The 15,198-nt window shown below is 52.7% G+C and carries 13 protein-coding genes; 7 read left to right on the top strand and 6 right to left on the bottom strand.

Features of this window, described 5'->3' with window-relative positions; translation table 11 throughout:
- Positions 1-145: 145 nt before the first annotated feature.
- The gene (gene mscK, locus CHU32_RS07830) at positions 146-3,493 is read right to left on the bottom strand and encodes a mechanosensitive channel MscK (protein WP_103674951.1); all 3,348 of its coding nucleotides are present in this window, start codon (positions 3,491-3,493) and stop codon (positions 146-148) included.
- 105 nt (positions 3,494-3,598) lie between these two features.
- Positions 3,599-4,243 carry a multidrug efflux transporter transcriptional repressor AcrR gene (gene acrR / locus CHU32_RS07825; RefSeq protein ID WP_103674950.1) on the bottom strand — a complete coding sequence of 215 codons (645 nt, stop codon included), beginning with the start codon at positions 4,241-4,243 and terminating at the stop codon, positions 3,599-3,601.
- A gap of 142 nt (positions 4,244-4,385) precedes the next feature.
- Between acrR and acrA the strand changes: the two genes are divergently transcribed.
- The 6 genes from acrA to CHU32_RS07795 all read left to right on the top strand — a co-directional run bounded on the left by acrA (position 4,386) and on the right by CHU32_RS07795 (position 11,077).
- Positions 4,386-5,579 (top strand): multidrug efflux RND transporter periplasmic adaptor subunit AcrA, encoded by a 1,194-nt coding sequence (gene acrA, locus CHU32_RS07820; protein ID WP_103674949.1) that lies wholly within the window; start codon positions 4,386-4,388, stop codon positions 5,577-5,579.
- A 22-nt stretch (positions 5,580-5,601) separates the two neighbouring features.
- Positions 5,602-8,748, top strand: a complete 3,147-nt coding sequence (gene acrB, locus CHU32_RS07815; RefSeq protein WP_103674948.1) for a multidrug efflux RND transporter permease subunit AcrB — start codon at positions 5,602-5,604, stop codon at positions 8,746-8,748.
- 410 nt (positions 8,749-9,158) lie between these two features.
- Entirely contained in the window at positions 9,159-9,533 is a 375-nt protein-coding gene (gene tomB / locus CHU32_RS07810; protein ID WP_103674947.1) for an Hha toxicity modulator TomB, read from the top strand.
- Between the two features lie 27 nt (positions 9,534-9,560).
- Positions 9,561-9,779, top strand: coding sequence for an HHA domain-containing protein (locus CHU32_RS07805; RefSeq protein WP_049839846.1), 219 nt, complete (start codon positions 9,561-9,563; stop codon positions 9,777-9,779).
- A gap of 160 nt (positions 9,780-9,939) precedes the next feature.
- Positions 9,940-10,497 carry a maltose O-acetyltransferase gene (gene maa, locus CHU32_RS07800; protein ID WP_103674946.1) on the top strand — a complete coding sequence of 186 codons (558 nt, stop codon included), beginning with the start codon at positions 9,940-9,942 and terminating at the stop codon, positions 10,495-10,497.
- 100 nt (positions 10,498-10,597) lie between these two features.
- The gene (locus CHU32_RS07795) at positions 10,598-11,077 is read left to right on the top strand and encodes a YlaC family protein (RefSeq protein WP_103674945.1); all 480 of its coding nucleotides are present in this window, start codon (positions 10,598-10,600) and stop codon (positions 11,075-11,077) included.
- Here CHU32_RS07795 and pdxR read toward each other — a convergent pair.
- Entirely contained in the window at positions 11,037-12,497 is a 1,461-nt protein-coding gene (gene pdxR, locus CHU32_RS07790; protein WP_103674944.1) for a MocR-like pyridoxine biosynthesis transcription factor PdxR, read from the bottom strand. The two genes, CHU32_RS07795 and pdxR, sit on opposite strands and share 41 nt — an antisense overlap.
- Before the next feature lie 104 nt (positions 12,498-12,601).
- On the opposite strand from pdxR, the gene CHU32_RS07785 reads away from it, so the two are divergent.
- On the top strand, positions 12,602-13,303 hold the full coding sequence (locus tag CHU32_RS07785) for a GNAT family N-acetyltransferase (protein ID WP_103674943.1): 702 nt from the start codon (positions 12,602-12,604) through the stop codon (positions 13,301-13,303).
- Here CHU32_RS07785 and ykgO read toward each other — a convergent pair.
- From ykgO to CHU32_RS07770, 3 genes are all read right to left on the bottom strand, one after another.
- Entirely contained in the window at positions 13,300-13,440 is a 141-nt protein-coding gene (gene ykgO / locus CHU32_RS07780) for a type B 50S ribosomal protein L36 (RefSeq protein ID WP_003859006.1), read from the bottom strand. The two genes, CHU32_RS07785 and ykgO, sit on opposite strands and share 4 nt — an antisense overlap.
- A 3-nt stretch (positions 13,441-13,443) precedes the next feature.
- The gene (locus CHU32_RS07775; protein ID WP_103674942.1) at positions 13,444-13,704 is read right to left on the bottom strand and encodes a type B 50S ribosomal protein L31; all 261 of its coding nucleotides are present in this window, start codon (positions 13,702-13,704) and stop codon (positions 13,444-13,446) included.
- 119 nt (positions 13,705-13,823) lie between these two features.
- Complete coding sequence (locus tag CHU32_RS07770; RefSeq protein WP_103674941.1) at positions 13,824-15,188, bottom strand: PTS transporter subunit EIIC; 1,365 nt, start codon at positions 15,186-15,188, stop codon at positions 13,824-13,826.
- Positions 15,189-15,198 lie beyond the last annotated feature (10 nt).

The raw sequence follows: 15,198 nt of genomic DNA, 5'->3' as shown, positions 1-15,198 counted from the left end.
ATAAGCGACAGCGCCATCAGGCATCACAACGCTCGCGGCTGGCCGTTGTGGCGGGATGCCGGGCGGCGGCTGCGCCTTGCCCGGCCTACGAAACCGCGCAGTACCCATACGTTGGCCGGATAAAAACACAGGCCTACAAATCGACTTACCGGAGGGCAGGTATCGGATCGTCGCTCTGGACCTCGCGTTTCACTTCCAGATGCTCATCGCCCTTCTCGTTATGCAGATGCACTTCAAGCTGATTAAAGGCAATATTAATCCCGTTCTCCCGACACAATCTGTCGATGGCACGGTTAATCTCGTCCACCGTATAGCTGCGATCACGCAGTTCACGTACATACAGCCGCAGTTCATGGTCAAGCGTGCTGGCCCCAAAGGTGGTAAAGAACACCGACGGTTCTGGGTCGTGCATGACTTTCGGGTGATCTTTCGCTGCTTTGAGTAAGACTTCTTTGACTTTATCCAGATCAGAACCGTACGCCACGCCGAGTTTAATCACCACGCGCGTCACGGTATCGGAAAGCGACCAGTTAATCAGCCGTTCGGTGACAAAGGCTTTATTGGGAATAATGACCTCTTTACGATCAAAGTCGGTAATGGTGGTGGCGCGGATACGAATTTTACTGACCGAGCCGGAAAATGTACCAATAGTCACCGTATCGCCAATACGTACCGGACGTTCGAAGAGGATAATCAGACCCGAAACGAAGTTACCGAATATCTCCTGCAAACCAAAACCAAGGCCGACCGATAACGCCGCCGCCAGCCACTGAAGTTTGTCCCAGGAGACACCAAGCGAGCCAAAAACGGTCATGGTGCCGACCACCAGAATAGCGTAGTTCAGCACCGTGGTGATGGCGTAAGACGCGCCCTGGCGCATATTCAGTCGGGAGAGCACCAGCACCTCCAGCAGGCCGGGCAGGTTGCGGATCAGCGCCCACGCGACCATTGCCGCCACCAGTGCAAACAGCAGGCTGCCCATCGTCACGTTTTTAATCACACTGGTCCCGGCTTCGCTGACGTTGTAATGCCACAGCGTGATGCTATCCAGGTAAGTAAATACGGTGATTAAGTCTGACCAGATGGTCCAGAACACCACTGCAAACAGGGCCAGCATCAGTAGCATGGTGATGCGCAACGTTTGCTGGCTGACCTGCTCCAGCGCCATCGCAGGGGCGTCCTGAGGTTCCGCGCCTTCGGCACCTTCTTTAATAATGTGCTGACGCCGGGCCAGCGCACGCCGCCAGGCAATACGCCGCGCCGCCACGCTCAGCCCGCGCAGGACCGTCTGGTAGAGCAGGTTCCAGACAATGACCAGATAGACGGTTTCTATCCAGCGCCCGGCAAGGCGCAGGGTAGTATAAAAGTAGCCAGTTGCCGTCAGCACAATGAGGGCAATCGGCACAATCGATAACACGGTTATGGTGACCAGACGAATGCCGCGCGACTCTTTATCTCGCCAGCTGTCGACAAATACCGGCCAGGTCAGAATGATAATCACCAGCAGGTTAAGGAAAATCACCAGTTGCCCCAGCACGTCATCCATCAAATGCAGCGGGGAAAGTTCGGAGACTACCGACCAAAAATGGAGCGGTAATAACGCCAGACTGATGCGCACAATCTGCCGCCGCCAGTGCCCGGTAAGCTGCGCAGGCATAGCAAAGTGTCGTATTGCCACCCCGTCTTTCTCCAGCACTTTCCAGCACAGCCCGAAGATCAGCCAGAACATCGTCAGTTTTTTACTGAATGCCCACAGCACGTCGCTAATGCTCAGTTGCATGGTCAACAGGATCAGCCCCAGTGCCAGAATGATCAGGCAGACGGGTAAGGCACGGACTAAATCAATCACTATCGCTTTTGGCGTATGAAGCTGACTATCATGACGTAACTGCCCGACTTCTGAGGCCAGCTTTGCCTGCCATGCCTTGAGCCATTGCAGACGCCAGCGAATAAGCCCTGCTACCAGCAGTAACGGCAGTCCGGCCAAAAAAGCAATAAACACGGCAGGCCAGGCTTTTTCCCAGTTCACCGTAATCTTCATGGACGTAAACTGTTCCTGAACGGATTTCGGAAAGGCTTTCAGCCACCCCCAGTCCATCGGTTTATTACTGTTGACCCAAAAAATCTGCTGGGTGAGGATGCCTTTCAGGTTTTTCGACACGCTCATCAACTGCTGCTGATTAATTTGCAGGTTAATCGCCATCATCAGATGGTTGCCGAGCTGTTTGTTCAGTTGGTCGAGTAATTCACGTCGCATTTCTACAACCTGAATCAGCGCCTCATGAACATCGGCATCCACCTCATTTTTATGCCCCTCTTCCAGTTTTGCCACGAAGGCATCACTCTGGAACAGCGCATCACGCTGCTGATTGATGTCAAATTGCTCAAGGCGCAGATCCGCAATCCGGTTAGTCATATCCTCCAGTTCGTCAGCGGAGGGTAATGTTTGTTGCTGCTGATACAAAATGCGGGACAACAGCAGGCTGCCTTTAAGCACCGCAATCTGCTCTTTGATATTACGTTCAGACTGAAGTGCACGATCCAGCCAGTTTTTGACTTTAATATTTTGCTGGACCAGGTCGTTGCCATTTTGGGTAGCCTGAATTAACCGCTCGCTGAGCTGATGATTGATCTCCAGCTCCTGTTTCACCAGCGGATTGGCCTGAATGCGAGCCGTTTCATCCGGGGTAACCGCCTGCTGCGCAGCCTTTTCGGTCAGACTCAGACGCTTGCTGTTCACCGCCTCCTGTAAAAGCTGGAGTTGATGCTCAAGCCGATTGCTGTTTGCCGTCACGTAGTCGCGCTGTTTTTGCAGGGTATCCTGAAGAACGGTATTGCCTTCAAGGCTTTTACGTTGCTGATCGATTTGCGCATTCAGTAATGCCTGTTGCGCTGCCAGCAAGGTTTGCTGGGAAGGACGCAGCGCCCCTTCCCCGGATGCATTGAGATGGTTGCGGATTTGCTGAAGCTGCTGCGACGCGTTAAACATAGCGTTCTGCACCCGCTCCGGCTGCGTTTGTAATGACACCAGTTGGCTGTTATAGCTGGCCAGATCGTTCTGGGAGGTTTGGAGTTCGTCCAGCGTTTGCGCAATGCGGGCCTCAAGCTGACGTAAAGAAAGTGCCGCCAGGGTTTTACGCGTCTCGTCGTCATTGTCTTTATCGTTAAATGCGTTCAGCCCCTCTGCCGCCTGACGCATTTTTTCAGGTGCCATGGCGACGCGCTGGCGCAGTTGAGCGGTTTCAGCTTTGACCCGCTCAATTTTATCCAGAATATCCAGCGTTTCCGTCAGATCCTGCTGAACCAGTTTATCCTGTGCGGAGAGGTCTTTTTGTTTATTCAGGGTCGTTAATTGAGACTGGATTTCGGCACGGTCGTTAATATCGCCCGTTCCTTGCGCAAGCGCCTGAGCCGTGCCAAAAACGCCAAAGAAAAGTACCCATACCAGCAAAAAAAGCCCGGCGGGTTTTCGAGAATTTACATTGCGTAGCATAGTATTAGCGTGAGTAATTAATAGACCGGTTCCACCGGGGATTGTCGCGGGCGAAGAATATCACGGCTCAGGAAAGCAGAGTAGCATCCCATAGAAAAATCGTGGCTATTGACGTTCGCTGGCGCAGAGGCTCGGACAACGCTGGTACATTTCCAGCAGGATGGCAACGAAGTCACGGGCTTCGCTTTTAAGATCAAACGAGTCCGGCGCAAACAACCAGTTTTCCATAATACCGGAAATATAACAGCGCATCAGGACCGCGGCACGGCGGGTAAGCAGGTTTTCAGGCAGCATTTTTGATTCGATACAGCGAGTTAGCGCTTGCTCAATGCGATCGTAGCTCTCCAGGCACAGGCTACGCTGCGCTTGCTGCACCACTGCCATTTCCCCCACAAATTCACATTTATGGAAGATTATCTCCATCATCAGGCGTCGACGCTCCACCACCACGGTGGCTTCAAGGACATAAATTAATATTTCTCGTAACACTGACAGTGGATCGTCAGGGAATTTTGCCTGATACTCAATCTCGAGGTCGGCGATGCTGGACTCTGAGAGTTCCCATATTTCACTAAATAGTTCTGACTTGTTTTTGAAATGCCAGTAAATGGCACCGCGCGTCACCCCTGCTGATTTAGCGATTTCAGCCAGCGAGGTTGCAGAAACGCCCTGCTGAGAAAACAGACGCATCGCCACATCCAGAATATGCTGGCGTGTGGCAAGTGCTTGTTGTTTGGTTTTTCGTGCCATAAGCAGGTGAATTTACAGAGGTCAGATTTACATACATTTATGAATGTATGTACCATAGCACGACGATAATAGAAACGCAGCAATGGGTTGGTGAGCGATAGCGCCATTGATCAATTTGAAATCGGACACTTGAGGTTTACTTATGAACAAAAACAGAGGGTTTACGCCTCTGGCGGTCGTTCTGATGCTTTCAGGCAGCTTAGCGCTAACAGGATGTGACGACAAACAGGAACAACAGGGAGCACAGCAGATGCCGGAAGTCGGTATCGTCACGCTCAAATCTGAACCTCTACAAATTACTACCGAGTTGCCCGGCCGTACCAGTGCTTATCGCATTGCGGAAGTTCGCCCTCAGGTCAGCGGCATCATCCTGAAACGTAACTTTACCGAAGGCAGCGACGTTAAAGCAGGTGTCTCTCTTTATCAGATTGATCCCGCCACCTACCAGGCGTCCTATGAAAGCGCCAAAGGGGATTTAGCCAAGGCAGAAGCCGCGGCGAAAATTGCCCAGGTGACGGTGAATCGTTACCAGAAACTGATCGGTACGCAATATATCAGCAAGCAGGACTACGACACGGCGCAGGCGGACTACCAGCAGGCCAATGCGGCGGCTATCGCGGCCAAAGCGGCGGTGGAAACGGCACGTATCAACCTTGCCTATACCAAAGTGACCTCCCCGATCAGCGGCCGTATCGGTAAATCATCGGTGACCGAAGGGGCGCTGGTGCAGAACGGGCAGGCAGATGCGCTGGCCACCGTGCAGCAACTGGACCCGATTTATGTCGATGTTACTCAGTCGAGTGATGATTTCCTGCGCTTACGTCAGGAAATGGCCAACGGCACCCTGAAGCAGGAAAACGGCAAAGCGAAGGTGGAAGTCATCGGCAACGACGGCAAAGCCTATGCCCAGAGCGGGACGCTGGAGTTTTCCGACGTCACCGTTGATCAGACCACCGGCTCCATCACCCTGCGCGCAGTGATCCCTAACCCGGATAACGCCCTGCTGCCGGGCATGTTTGTCCGCGCCCGTCTGGAAGAAGGGACCAACCCGAATGCGCTGCTGGTTCCACAGCAGGGTGTCACCCGTACTCCACGTGGCGATGCGACGGCCATGGTGGTCGGTGAAGGCGACAAAGTTGAAGTCCGCCAGATCAAAACCGCACAGGCGATTGGCGATAAATGGCTGGTCACCGACGGTTTGAAAACCGGCGACCGCGTGATTGTGACAGGTCTGCAAAAAGTGCGTCCGGGCGCTCAGGTTAAAGCCCAGGAAGTCACTTCTGACAACAAAGAGCAAGCGCCTGCCGCTGCCCAGTCAGAACAAACTAAGTCTTAACTTAAACAGGAGCCGTTAAGACATGGCTAAGTTTTTTATCGATCGCCCCATATTTGCATGGGTCATCGCGATCATCATCATGCTGGCAGGGGGACTTGCGATCCTCAAATTGCCGGTGGCGCAATATCCAACTATTGCACCGCCAGCGATTTCGATCTCAGCCACCTACCCTGGCGCAGATGCAAAAACGGTGCAGGACACCGTCACCCAGGTTGTCGAACAGAACATGAACGGTATCGACAACCTGATGTATATGTCCTCCAACAGTGACTCCACCGGTACGGTGCAGATCACCCTGACATTTGAGTCAGGTACCGATGCGGATATCGCTCAGGTTCAGGTGCAGAACAAACTGCAGCTGGCAATGCCTTTACTGCCGCAGGAAGTTCAGCAGCAGGGCGTAAGCGTTGAGAAGTCATCAAGTAGCTTCCTGATGGTTGTCGGTGTTATCAACACCAACGGCACCATGACTCAGGAAGATATTTCTGACTACGTTGCGGCCAACATGAAAGACGTGATCAGCCGTACGTCCGGCGTGGGTGACGTTCAGCTGTTTGGTTCGCAGTATGCGATGCGTATCTGGATGGACCCGAACAAGCTGAATAATTACCAGTTGACGCCAGTTGACGTGATCAGCGCGATTAACTCGCAGAACGCCCAGGTGGCGGCTGGTCAGTTAGGCGGTACGCCGCCGGTGAAAGGCCAGCAGTTGAACGCCTCGATCATTGCGCAGACCCGTCTGACCTCAACCGAAGAGTTCGGTAAAATCCTGCTGAAAGTGAATCCGGACGGTTCTCAGGTGCGCCTGAAAGACGTTTCGCAGATTGAACTTGGCGGTGAGAACTACGATATTGTGGCGAAGTTCAACGGTCAGCCTGCATCCGGTCTTGGGATCAAACTGGCGACCGGAGCGAACGCGCTGGACACCGCTACCGCGATCCGCGCTGAACTGCAAAAAATGGAGCCGTTCTTCCCGTCAGGGCTGAAGATTGTTTACCCGTATGACACCACGCCTTTCGTGCAGATCTCAATTCACGAAGTGGTAAAAACGCTGGTTGAAGCGATCATTCTGGTGTTCCTGGTCATGTACATGTTCCTGCAAAACTTCCGCGCAACGTTGATCCCAACGATTGCGGTACCGGTGGTACTGCTGGGAACTTTTGCGGTGCTGGCAGCGTTTGGTTATTCCATCAACACCCTGACGATGTTCGGGATGGTACTGGCGATAGGCTTGCTGGTGGATGACGCCATCGTGGTGGTAGAGAACGTCGAGCGTGTCATGGCCGAAGAGGGGCTACCGCCCAAAGAAGCCACGCGTAAATCGATGGGCCAGATCCAGGGCGCGCTGGTCGGTATTGCGATGGTACTGTCGGCGGTATTTATTCCGATGGCATTCTTCGGCGGCTCTACCGGGGCAATCTACCGTCAGTTCTCGATTACCATTGTTTCGGCAATGGCGCTCTCCGTACTGGTGGCGTTAATTCTGACCCCTGCCCTGTGTGCCACGATGCTCAAACCGATCGAGAAAGGTGGTCATGGCGAGCATAAAGGTTTGTTCGGCTGGTTTAACCGCACCTTTGATAAGAGTACGCACCATTATACCGACAGCATAGGCAATATTCTGCGCAGCACCGGTCGTTATCTGCTGCTCTATATCATCATCGTCGCCGGGATGGCATTCCTGTTTGTTCGCCTGCCAAGCTCCTTCCTGCCGGACGAAGATCAGGGCGTGTTCCTGACGATGGCGCAGCTGCCGGCAGGGGCAACGCAGGAACGTACGCAGAAAGTGCTGGATGAGGTAACGGATTATTATCTCAATAAAGAGAAAGCCAACGTTCAGTCGGTATTTGCGGTTAACGGCTTTGGCTTCGCAGGCCGCGGTCAGAACACCGGTATTGCCTTCGTGTCACTGAAAGACTGGGGCGATCGTCCGGGTGATGAAAACAAAGTCGGCGCGATTACCGGCCGTGCGATGGGCACCTTCTCACAGATTAAAGATGCGATGGTGTTCGCCTTTAACCTGCCGGCGATTGTTGAACTGGGTACCGCTACCGGCTTCGACTTCCAGCTTATCGATCAGGGCGGTCTCGGTCATGAGAAACTGACTCAGGCGCGTAACCAATTGCTGGGCGAAGTGGCGAAACATCCTGAGATGCTGGCAGGTGTACGTCCTAACGGGCTGGAAGATACGCCGCAGTTTAAAATCGATATTGATCAGGAAAAAGCCCAGGCACTGGGTGTTTCCATCAGCGATATCAATACCACACTGGGTGCGGCCTGGGGCGGTAGCTACGTCAACGACTTCATCGACCGTGGTCGCGTGAAGAAAGTGTACGTCATGTCGCAGGCGAAATACCGTATGCTGCCGAGCGATATTGATAACTGGTACGTTCGCGGTAGCGACGGGCAGATGGTGCCGTTCTCCGCCTTCTCGACGACACATTGGGAGTATGGCTCTCCGCGTCTGGAACGCTATAACGGTCTGCCGTCAATGGAGATCCTTGGCGAAGCCGCTGCAGGGAAAAGTACCGGTGAAGCGATGGATCTTATGGAACAGCTGGCGGGCAAACTACCCACTGGTATTGGTTATGACTGGACGGGAATGTCCTATCAGGAGCGGCTGTCCGGTAACCAGGCCCCTGCCCTGTACGCTATCTCGTTGATTGTGGTCTTCCTCTGTCTGGCCGCACTGTATGAAAGCTGGTCTATTCCGTTCTCGGTCATGCTGGTGGTGCCGCTCGGGGTCATCGGGGCGTTGCTGGCCGCCACGTTCCGTGGGCTGACTAACGACGTTTACTTCCAGGTAGGTCTGCTGACGACCATCGGCCTGTCGGCGAAGAACGCGATATTGATCGTGGAATTCGCCAAAGACCTGATGGAAAAAGAAGGCAAAGGTCTGGTAGAGGCAACGCTGGAAGCGGTCCGTATGCGTCTGCGCCCCATCCTGATGACGTCGCTGGCGTTCATCCTCGGCGTTATGCCGCTGGTGCTCAGCACTGGCGCTGGCTCCGGTGCGCAGAACGCCGTTGGTACCGGTGTAATGGGCGGGATGGTAACGGCGACCATTCTGGCTATCTTCTTCGTTCCGGTGTTCTTTGTGGTGGTTCGCCGCCGCTTCAGCCGCAAGAGCGACGATGTTGAGCATAGCCATACTGTAAAGCATCCTTAATGTGATGCTTACCAAAGGCCGCGCAAGCGGCCTTTTTTATGTCTTCGATATCTTCATACCTTTAAATGCGTCATCTTTATGTCTGACAAATAAGGAAATACTTACCCGAGAATATTAAGAAATATCTTAGACATAAGAATTTCATAATACTATTGCATCCATCTTACATATACCGCAGGTAAACGATTCACCAATTCGTTTTTAATGAACAGGTCGTCGCAGCGTTGCTTAGCAAGAAAAGTATTAAAATGTCAGAATTGTAATTTTTCGTTCCAGAGCGGTGAAATCTTTCCTAGAGTAGATTATAGTTAGAGCATCAGGAATGAACGTAAGCTTCAGGTAAGTGAGTTGTATCCATCCCAAACAGTGTTCGCAATCCGTTGTCTATAACATTTATAAGGGGATGCGCTATGGACGAATACTCGCCAAAAAGACACGATATCGCACAGCTTAAATTTCTCTGTGAAAACCTGTATCATGATTGTATTGCCAATCTCGATGAGAGCAATCATGGCTGGGTGAACGATCCCACCTCGGCGGTCAACCTTCAGTTAAATGAGCTTATCGAACACATAGCGACCTTCGCGCTTAATTATAAAATTAAGTACAACGAAGATAATAAGCTGGTTATGCAGATTGATGAATATCTGGACGACACTTTTATGTTGTTCAGTAACTATGGCATTAGTACGCAGGATTTGCAGAAGTGGCGTAAATCCGGTAATAAACTGTTTCACAGTTTTGTTAATGTGAGCCAGGCGAACCCGGCAAGTCTCTCCTGCTAAAACGAGAACAATCAACAAGGTACATCTATGACTGACAAAGCGTTAACCAAGACTGATTATTTGATGCGTTTGAGGCGCTGCCAGACAATTGACACCCTTGAGCGTGTCATTGAAAAGAACAAATATGAATTATCAGATAATGAGCTGGCCGTATTCTACTCAGCGGCCGATCATCGTCTTGCAGAACTGACCATGAATAAGCTTTACGATAAAATCCCCCCTTCCGTCTGGAAATTTATTCGCTAATACTTTATTTATTATTCAGGATGTGAAACACGTTGCGCTCCCCTTCTCTTCCATTGACAACGGTCACATAAAATGGGATTAACATCACAATGTATGATGGGGAACGTTCCCAACGGCACAAATACCTTCTAAGGTAGCTACCTGCTAACAGGAGCGCCGTATGAGTGAAGAAAAACGCAAAATGATTGCTGGTGAACATTACCACCCTGGAGATGAAACGCTCCGGGCAGAACGTATGCGCGCCAGGCACTTAATTTATCAATATAACCATACCACTCCCGATGAGCGCGCCGTACGTAAAGCGCTACTGGGCGATCTGCTGGGACAGGGTGACGGCGCGTATATCGAACCGAGTTTTCGCTGTGATTACGGGTACAATATCTTTCTTGGCGCAAATTTTTACGCCAATTTTGATTGTGTGATGCTGGACGTCTGTCCTATCCACATCGGTGACAACTGCATGCTGGCTCCCGGGGTGCATATCTATACCGCAACCCATCCGCTGGACCCTGATGAACGTAATAGCGGCGTTGAGCTGGGCAAACCCGTGGTGATTGGGCATAACGTCTGGATCGGCGGGCGGGCAGTTATTAATCCGGGTGTGACCATTGGTAATAATGTGGTCGTGGGCGCTGGCGCAGTGGTGGTAAAAGACGTCCCTGATAATGTGGTAGTGGGAGGCAATCCGGCACGGGTGATTAAATCGATACCCGTGTAACTGTTATGCTTTTTCGTAACCAATCTGTTACTTTTTGTTGGCTTTATTAAATTTTAAAATGGGATGTTTTCCTGCGCGTATAGAAGAATAAAGGCCCAACATGACAGAAATACGGCGACTGCTAACCCATACCATCGATGAACTCAATGCCCGCGAAAAACGTGACAATCGCCCGCGTTTTAGTATCAGCTTTATTCGCAATCATCCCGGCCTGTTTGTCGGGATGTATGTTGCCTGGTTTGCCACGCTGGTTGTGATGCTGCGTTCGGAAACCCTGGCAGATTCGGTGTGGCTGCTGGTGGTATTGTTTATTTTGTTTAACGCTTTCTTCTTCTTTGACGTTAATCCCCGCTACCGTTATGAAGATATTGACGTGCTGGATTTTCGCGTCTGTTTTAACGGAGAGTGGTATAACACCCGCTTTGCGCCAGAACAGTTAATTAACAATATTCTGCAGTCGCCACACGTGGAAGCCGCGTATAAAGCGCAGTTGCAGAATATGCTCTCCACTAAAGGCGATCTTTCATTTTACGACATCTTTACTCTCGCCCGTGCTGAATCGGCGCAATCAGGCGGTTAAGGGTGCGTATGGCATTGGGGTAATGCGATGCCGAGGTATTGCCGTAGCCAAGGACCAGACCGCGTAGTGCGTTGGCAGGTTTAAGATATAAACGGCTGAGTGCGCCCGGCGCTAAATGATAGCGCCGGGCCTGCTCAGCCAGCATAACATCATCCACGTTTTCCAGCGTCAGCGTCAGGTGCAGTCCGCCTTCGCCGCCATAAACCTGATGAGGGAATGTCAGCTCGCTTGCCAGCGCCTCGCGCAATGCAGCCTGCCGTTTACGATACAGCCGTCGCATGGCTGCTAAATGACGGGCGTAGTGTCCCTCTTCAATAAAGTGTGCCAGTGCCAGTTGCTCAGCACGATGACCTCCCCGTAGTAAAGAGGCAATCGCCGGCTCGAGCGCACCAGCCAGGGCGGGTGGCAGAACCATAAAACCAATACGTAGCGAGGGAAAAAGTGTTTTGCTGAAGGTACCCAGATACACCACCGGAGCATTCTCACGCATTCCGAGCATCGCCGGGACCGGCTCGCCGCTGTAGCGAAATTCGCTATCGTAATCATCCTCAATAATCCACGCGCCCTGCTGCTGAGCAAATTCCAGCAGCGCCAGACGGCGCGACACGCTCATCACCTGCCCAAGCGGATACTGGTGTGATGGAGAGGTAAAAATCAGCGAGGGAATGTCCGGTGATAGGGTGTTAACAGCCAGCCCTTCCCCGTCAACGGATACGCCAATGACCCGCAGTCCGGCAGCTATAAACACGCTTTTCGCCCCCGGATAACCCGGCTCCTCCACCCATGCTACTTCTCCGGCCTGACTGAGCAGGTGCGTACATAAGCCAACCCCTTCCAGAGAACCTTCCGTGATCACAATCTGGCTGGCATCACACTGAATGCCGCGCGACAGCGCCAGATGACGGGCAATAGCCTTTCTTAACCGGGGCTCGCCTGCCGGATCGCCATAGCCCAGCAGGACACTGCCTTCTGTGCGCAATACTTTATCAAGCAGACGACGCCAGAGGGAGAGGGGAAAGTAATTGGTCGCCGGCAAGCCGGGCGTCAGCCACAGCGCGGGAGAATCGCGGCGGCTACCCGCGGGCAAGTGCCGCAAACGCGCAGCAAGCGTGACGGGTGGACAAGCCTGCGTCACGCAAACGGGCGAAGACGGTAGAGGCGAGACCGCTGTGCCCTGCCGATTGCGTGTCAAATAGCCTTCTATGGCAAGTTGCTCAAGGGCAGCATTGACCGTGTTACGCGATACCTTCAGGGCCCCGGCCACTGTCCGCGAACCCGGCAGACGACTGTGCGGCTGTAATCGTCCGTCCAGGATGGCCTCCCGTAGTGCGTAATACAACGCCCGCTGGCGGGTGTGTGTTTTGCGTCGGTCAAGCGCCTGGCGCAGCAGAGTATAGAACGCATCATCCGGAATATTCATCCTGCCCTCTTTCACGTGGTACTACGAAAAATAGACTTACTGGCTCTTTTGACAGAGCCATACTCAGCATACGCTGGCCTTCCCGACTACTGAAGGAGTTTATGATGAGCGAAGTCAATCAATTTGGTCAGCCCGTAGGGAAAGCCTTACCCGACTGGCAACCGCGCCCCTGGCCGCAGCGCGTCACTCTCGAAGGGCAATATTGCCGACTGGAGCCTCTGGAATGCCGCCATGCCAATGCCCTGTATGCCGCTTATGCGACTGCTGAGGATACCCGTAGCTGGACCTGGCTTTTGCGCGAACCAGATGAAAGTGAAGACGCCTATCGCCAGTGGGTTGATAGCGTTTCTTCCCTGAGCGATCCGATTCATTTTGCGGTCATTGACCGGCGAACGGAGATGCCTGTAGGGTCTCTGGCGTTAATGCGAATCGATGCAAAAAATGGCGTTATGGAGGTAGGGCACGTTCACTTTTCACCGCGCCTCAGTCAGACGCCCATGTCCACTGAAGCTCAGTGGCTGCTGATGCACTACGCTTTTAACACACTTGGCTATCGTCGCTACGAATGGAAATGCAACAGCCTGAATGCGCCTTCACGCCGGGCGGCGCAGCGGCTGGGCTTTCAGTATGAAGGGTGTTTTCGTCAGGCGCTGGTCATTAAAGGACATAATCGTGATACTGACTGGTTTTCGATTATCGACAGTGAGTGGTCGCTTGTCGATCGCGCGTTGCGCACGTGGCTTGCCGCCGACAACTTTACTGCCGACGGCAGGCAAGTACGCACGCTGCAAAGCCTGCGTGCTTAACGTCTTTTCTTACGTCCCTGCACCGCTTTAAAGCGCGGGTTGGACTTACAGATAACATACAGCCGCCCTTTGCGCTTAACGATTTGGCAATCCGGGTGGCGCTGCTTCGCGCTGCGTAAGGAATTCAGTACCTGCATGATTTAGCTCCTTTTCGCGCCAATAAAACGACCATAGCGCTGCTGAAAACGCGCGGCGCTGCCCTCGTTACTCAGGGTTTTCTGTTTCCCGGTGTAATAAGGGTGAGAAGCGGAAGAGACGTCGAGTGTAACGTAAGGGTACGTCACCCCTTCCAGTTCAATTTCACGATCGGTCCTGATGGTCGAGCCCACTTTGAAATATTCGTCAACGCTGGTGTCGTGGAATACCACGGTACGGTAATGCGGATGGATATCCGGCTTCATAATAAACCTCAAATTTTATGTTATAACATAACAATAAAATATCCTGGGCATGATGAAAGATCAAGTGGCTTACGGGAGAAAGAAGCCGATCTCTGCGCGAAGCATAGATCGGCAAACGATTAACGTTGTCTGCCGAGCAGAATAGTCGTCAGCAGGAACGAGAGAAGCAGCGCGATGACTACCCCGGAAATGGCAAAGATAAAGTAAGGTCCAATATAGGCTGGCAGGCTAAAAATGCTGGATAAAATATAGCCGTACAGACGCACGCCGAAAAATGCGATAAACGCCGATGCCAGTGAACTGGCAATCGTTGCCGCCATAAAGGCTTTTTTGTAGCGAGTCAGTACCCCAAACAAGGCAGGTTCAGTGATCCCCAGCAGCGCCGAGATAGCCGCCGATAGCGTCACCGTTCTTTCCTGCCGGTCGCGGCTGATCCGCCAGATGGCAAAGGTAGCTCCGGCAATCGCCATATTGGCCATGAACATCATCGGCATCAGCATGTCATAACCACGATCGCTAAAGTTTTGCAGCGCAATCGGCGTCATGGCATGGTGCATGCCGGTCAAAATCGCCACCGGACGTATCGCCCCGACCACCAGCCCGGCGAAACTGGCCGATACGCTAAACAGCCCTTCAATACCCCAGGCCAGCGCCTTACCCAACCAGATGCCGGTCGGCCCGATGATCACTAACGCCGACAACGCGGCCAGAAACAGGGTCAGCGTGGGTGTAAAGACCGTTTTCAGAATATCCGGCATAATGCGGTCCACCCAGCGGTGGATATAACTCAGCGCCAGCACAGAAAAAATCACCGGGATGACGCTGGAGGCATAGTTAAAGACCGATACCGGCAGCACGTCCAGCAGCCAGAACGCACTGGCGGCTCCCTCCTGATGCGCCGCCAGGGCTTTGGCCGCATCAATTAGCGAAGGATACATCAGACAGGCGGCTACAGCGGCGGCCAGATATTCATTGGTTTTAAAGATTTTCGCCGCCGAAACGGCAAGGAAAAATGGCAGGAAGTAAAATACGCCGCTGGCGATCAGGTCGATGATAATCACGGTATCGCTTTTCGCCGGCACCAGCTGTAATGCAATCAGCCCGGCCAGCAAGCCTTTGATCATGCCTGCGCCCGCAATCGCCGGAACGATAGGACCAAACACTCCGGAGACCGTATCCATAAACAGCGAGACCAGACTTTTCCGCTCTTGCTTACCCTGCGGCGTCGCCTGCTGTTTTTGCCCCAGCGTCGCCAGCAGTTGTTCGTACCAGTGGTTCACTTTGGGCCCAATAATGATTTGAAACTGATCGCTTTGGATCTGCGCTCCGAGCACGCCCGGCAATTTTTTAATCTCCTGTTGATCAACTTTATTGTCGTCAATCAGATCAAAACGCAGACGGGTCATACAATGCCAGACATTATTAATATTGCTCTGTCCCCCTACCAGACGAATAATACTGGTAATGGCCTCTTCCGTTCCCATAAAAACCCCT

The organism is Superficieibacter electus (assembly GCF_002915575.1).
In the GTDB taxonomy this organism is placed as follows: domain Bacteria; phylum Pseudomonadota; class Gammaproteobacteria; order Enterobacterales; family Enterobacteriaceae; genus Superficieibacter; species Superficieibacter electus.
Note: the sequence above shows the minus strand (reverse complement) of the source record. Positions and strands in the feature narration are given on the sequence as shown.

What these genes read in the sequence shown, in the direction of transcription:
- pdxR (WP_103674944.1), bottom strand. Translation starts at nt 12,497, where the DNA reads ATGAATATTCCGGATGATGCGTTCTATACTCTGCTGCGCCAGGCGCTT.
- CHU32_RS07785 (WP_103674943.1), top strand. Translation starts at nt 12,602, where the DNA reads ATGAGCGAAGTCAATCAATTTGGTCAGCCCGTAGGGAAAGCCTTACCC.
- CHU32_RS07795 (WP_103674945.1), top strand. Translation starts at nt 10,598, where the DNA reads ATGACAGAAATACGGCGACTGCTAACCCATACCATCGATGAACTCAAT.
- CHU32_RS07775 (WP_103674942.1), bottom strand. Translation starts at nt 13,704, where the DNA reads ATGAAGCCGGATATCCATCCGCATTACCGTACCGTGGTATTCCACGAC.
- acrA (WP_103674949.1), top strand. Translation starts at nt 4,386, where the DNA reads ATGAACAAAAACAGAGGGTTTACGCCTCTGGCGGTCGTTCTGATGCTT.
- acrR (WP_103674950.1), bottom strand. Translation starts at nt 4,243, where the DNA reads ATGGCACGAAAAACCAAACAACAAGCACTTGCCACACGCCAGCATATT.
- mscK (WP_103674951.1), bottom strand. Translation starts at nt 3,493, where the DNA reads ATGCTACGCAATGTAAATTCTCGAAAACCCGCCGGGCTTTTTTTGCTG.
- CHU32_RS07805 (WP_049839846.1), top strand. Translation starts at nt 9,561, where the DNA reads ATGACTGACAAAGCGTTAACCAAGACTGATTATTTGATGCGTTTGAGG.
- CHU32_RS07770 (WP_103674941.1), bottom strand. Translation starts at nt 15,188, where the DNA reads ATGGGAACGGAAGAGGCCATTACCAGTATTATTCGTCTGGTAGGGGGA.
- tomB (WP_103674947.1), top strand. Translation starts at nt 9,159, where the DNA reads ATGGACGAATACTCGCCAAAAAGACACGATATCGCACAGCTTAAATTT.
- acrB (WP_103674948.1), top strand. Translation starts at nt 5,602, where the DNA reads ATGGCTAAGTTTTTTATCGATCGCCCCATATTTGCATGGGTCATCGCG.
- ykgO (WP_003859006.1), bottom strand. Translation starts at nt 13,440, where the DNA reads ATGCAGGTACTGAATTCCTTACGCAGCGCGAAGCAGCGCCACCCGGAT.
- maa (WP_103674946.1), top strand. Translation starts at nt 9,940, where the DNA reads ATGAGTGAAGAAAAACGCAAAATGATTGCTGGTGAACATTACCACCCT.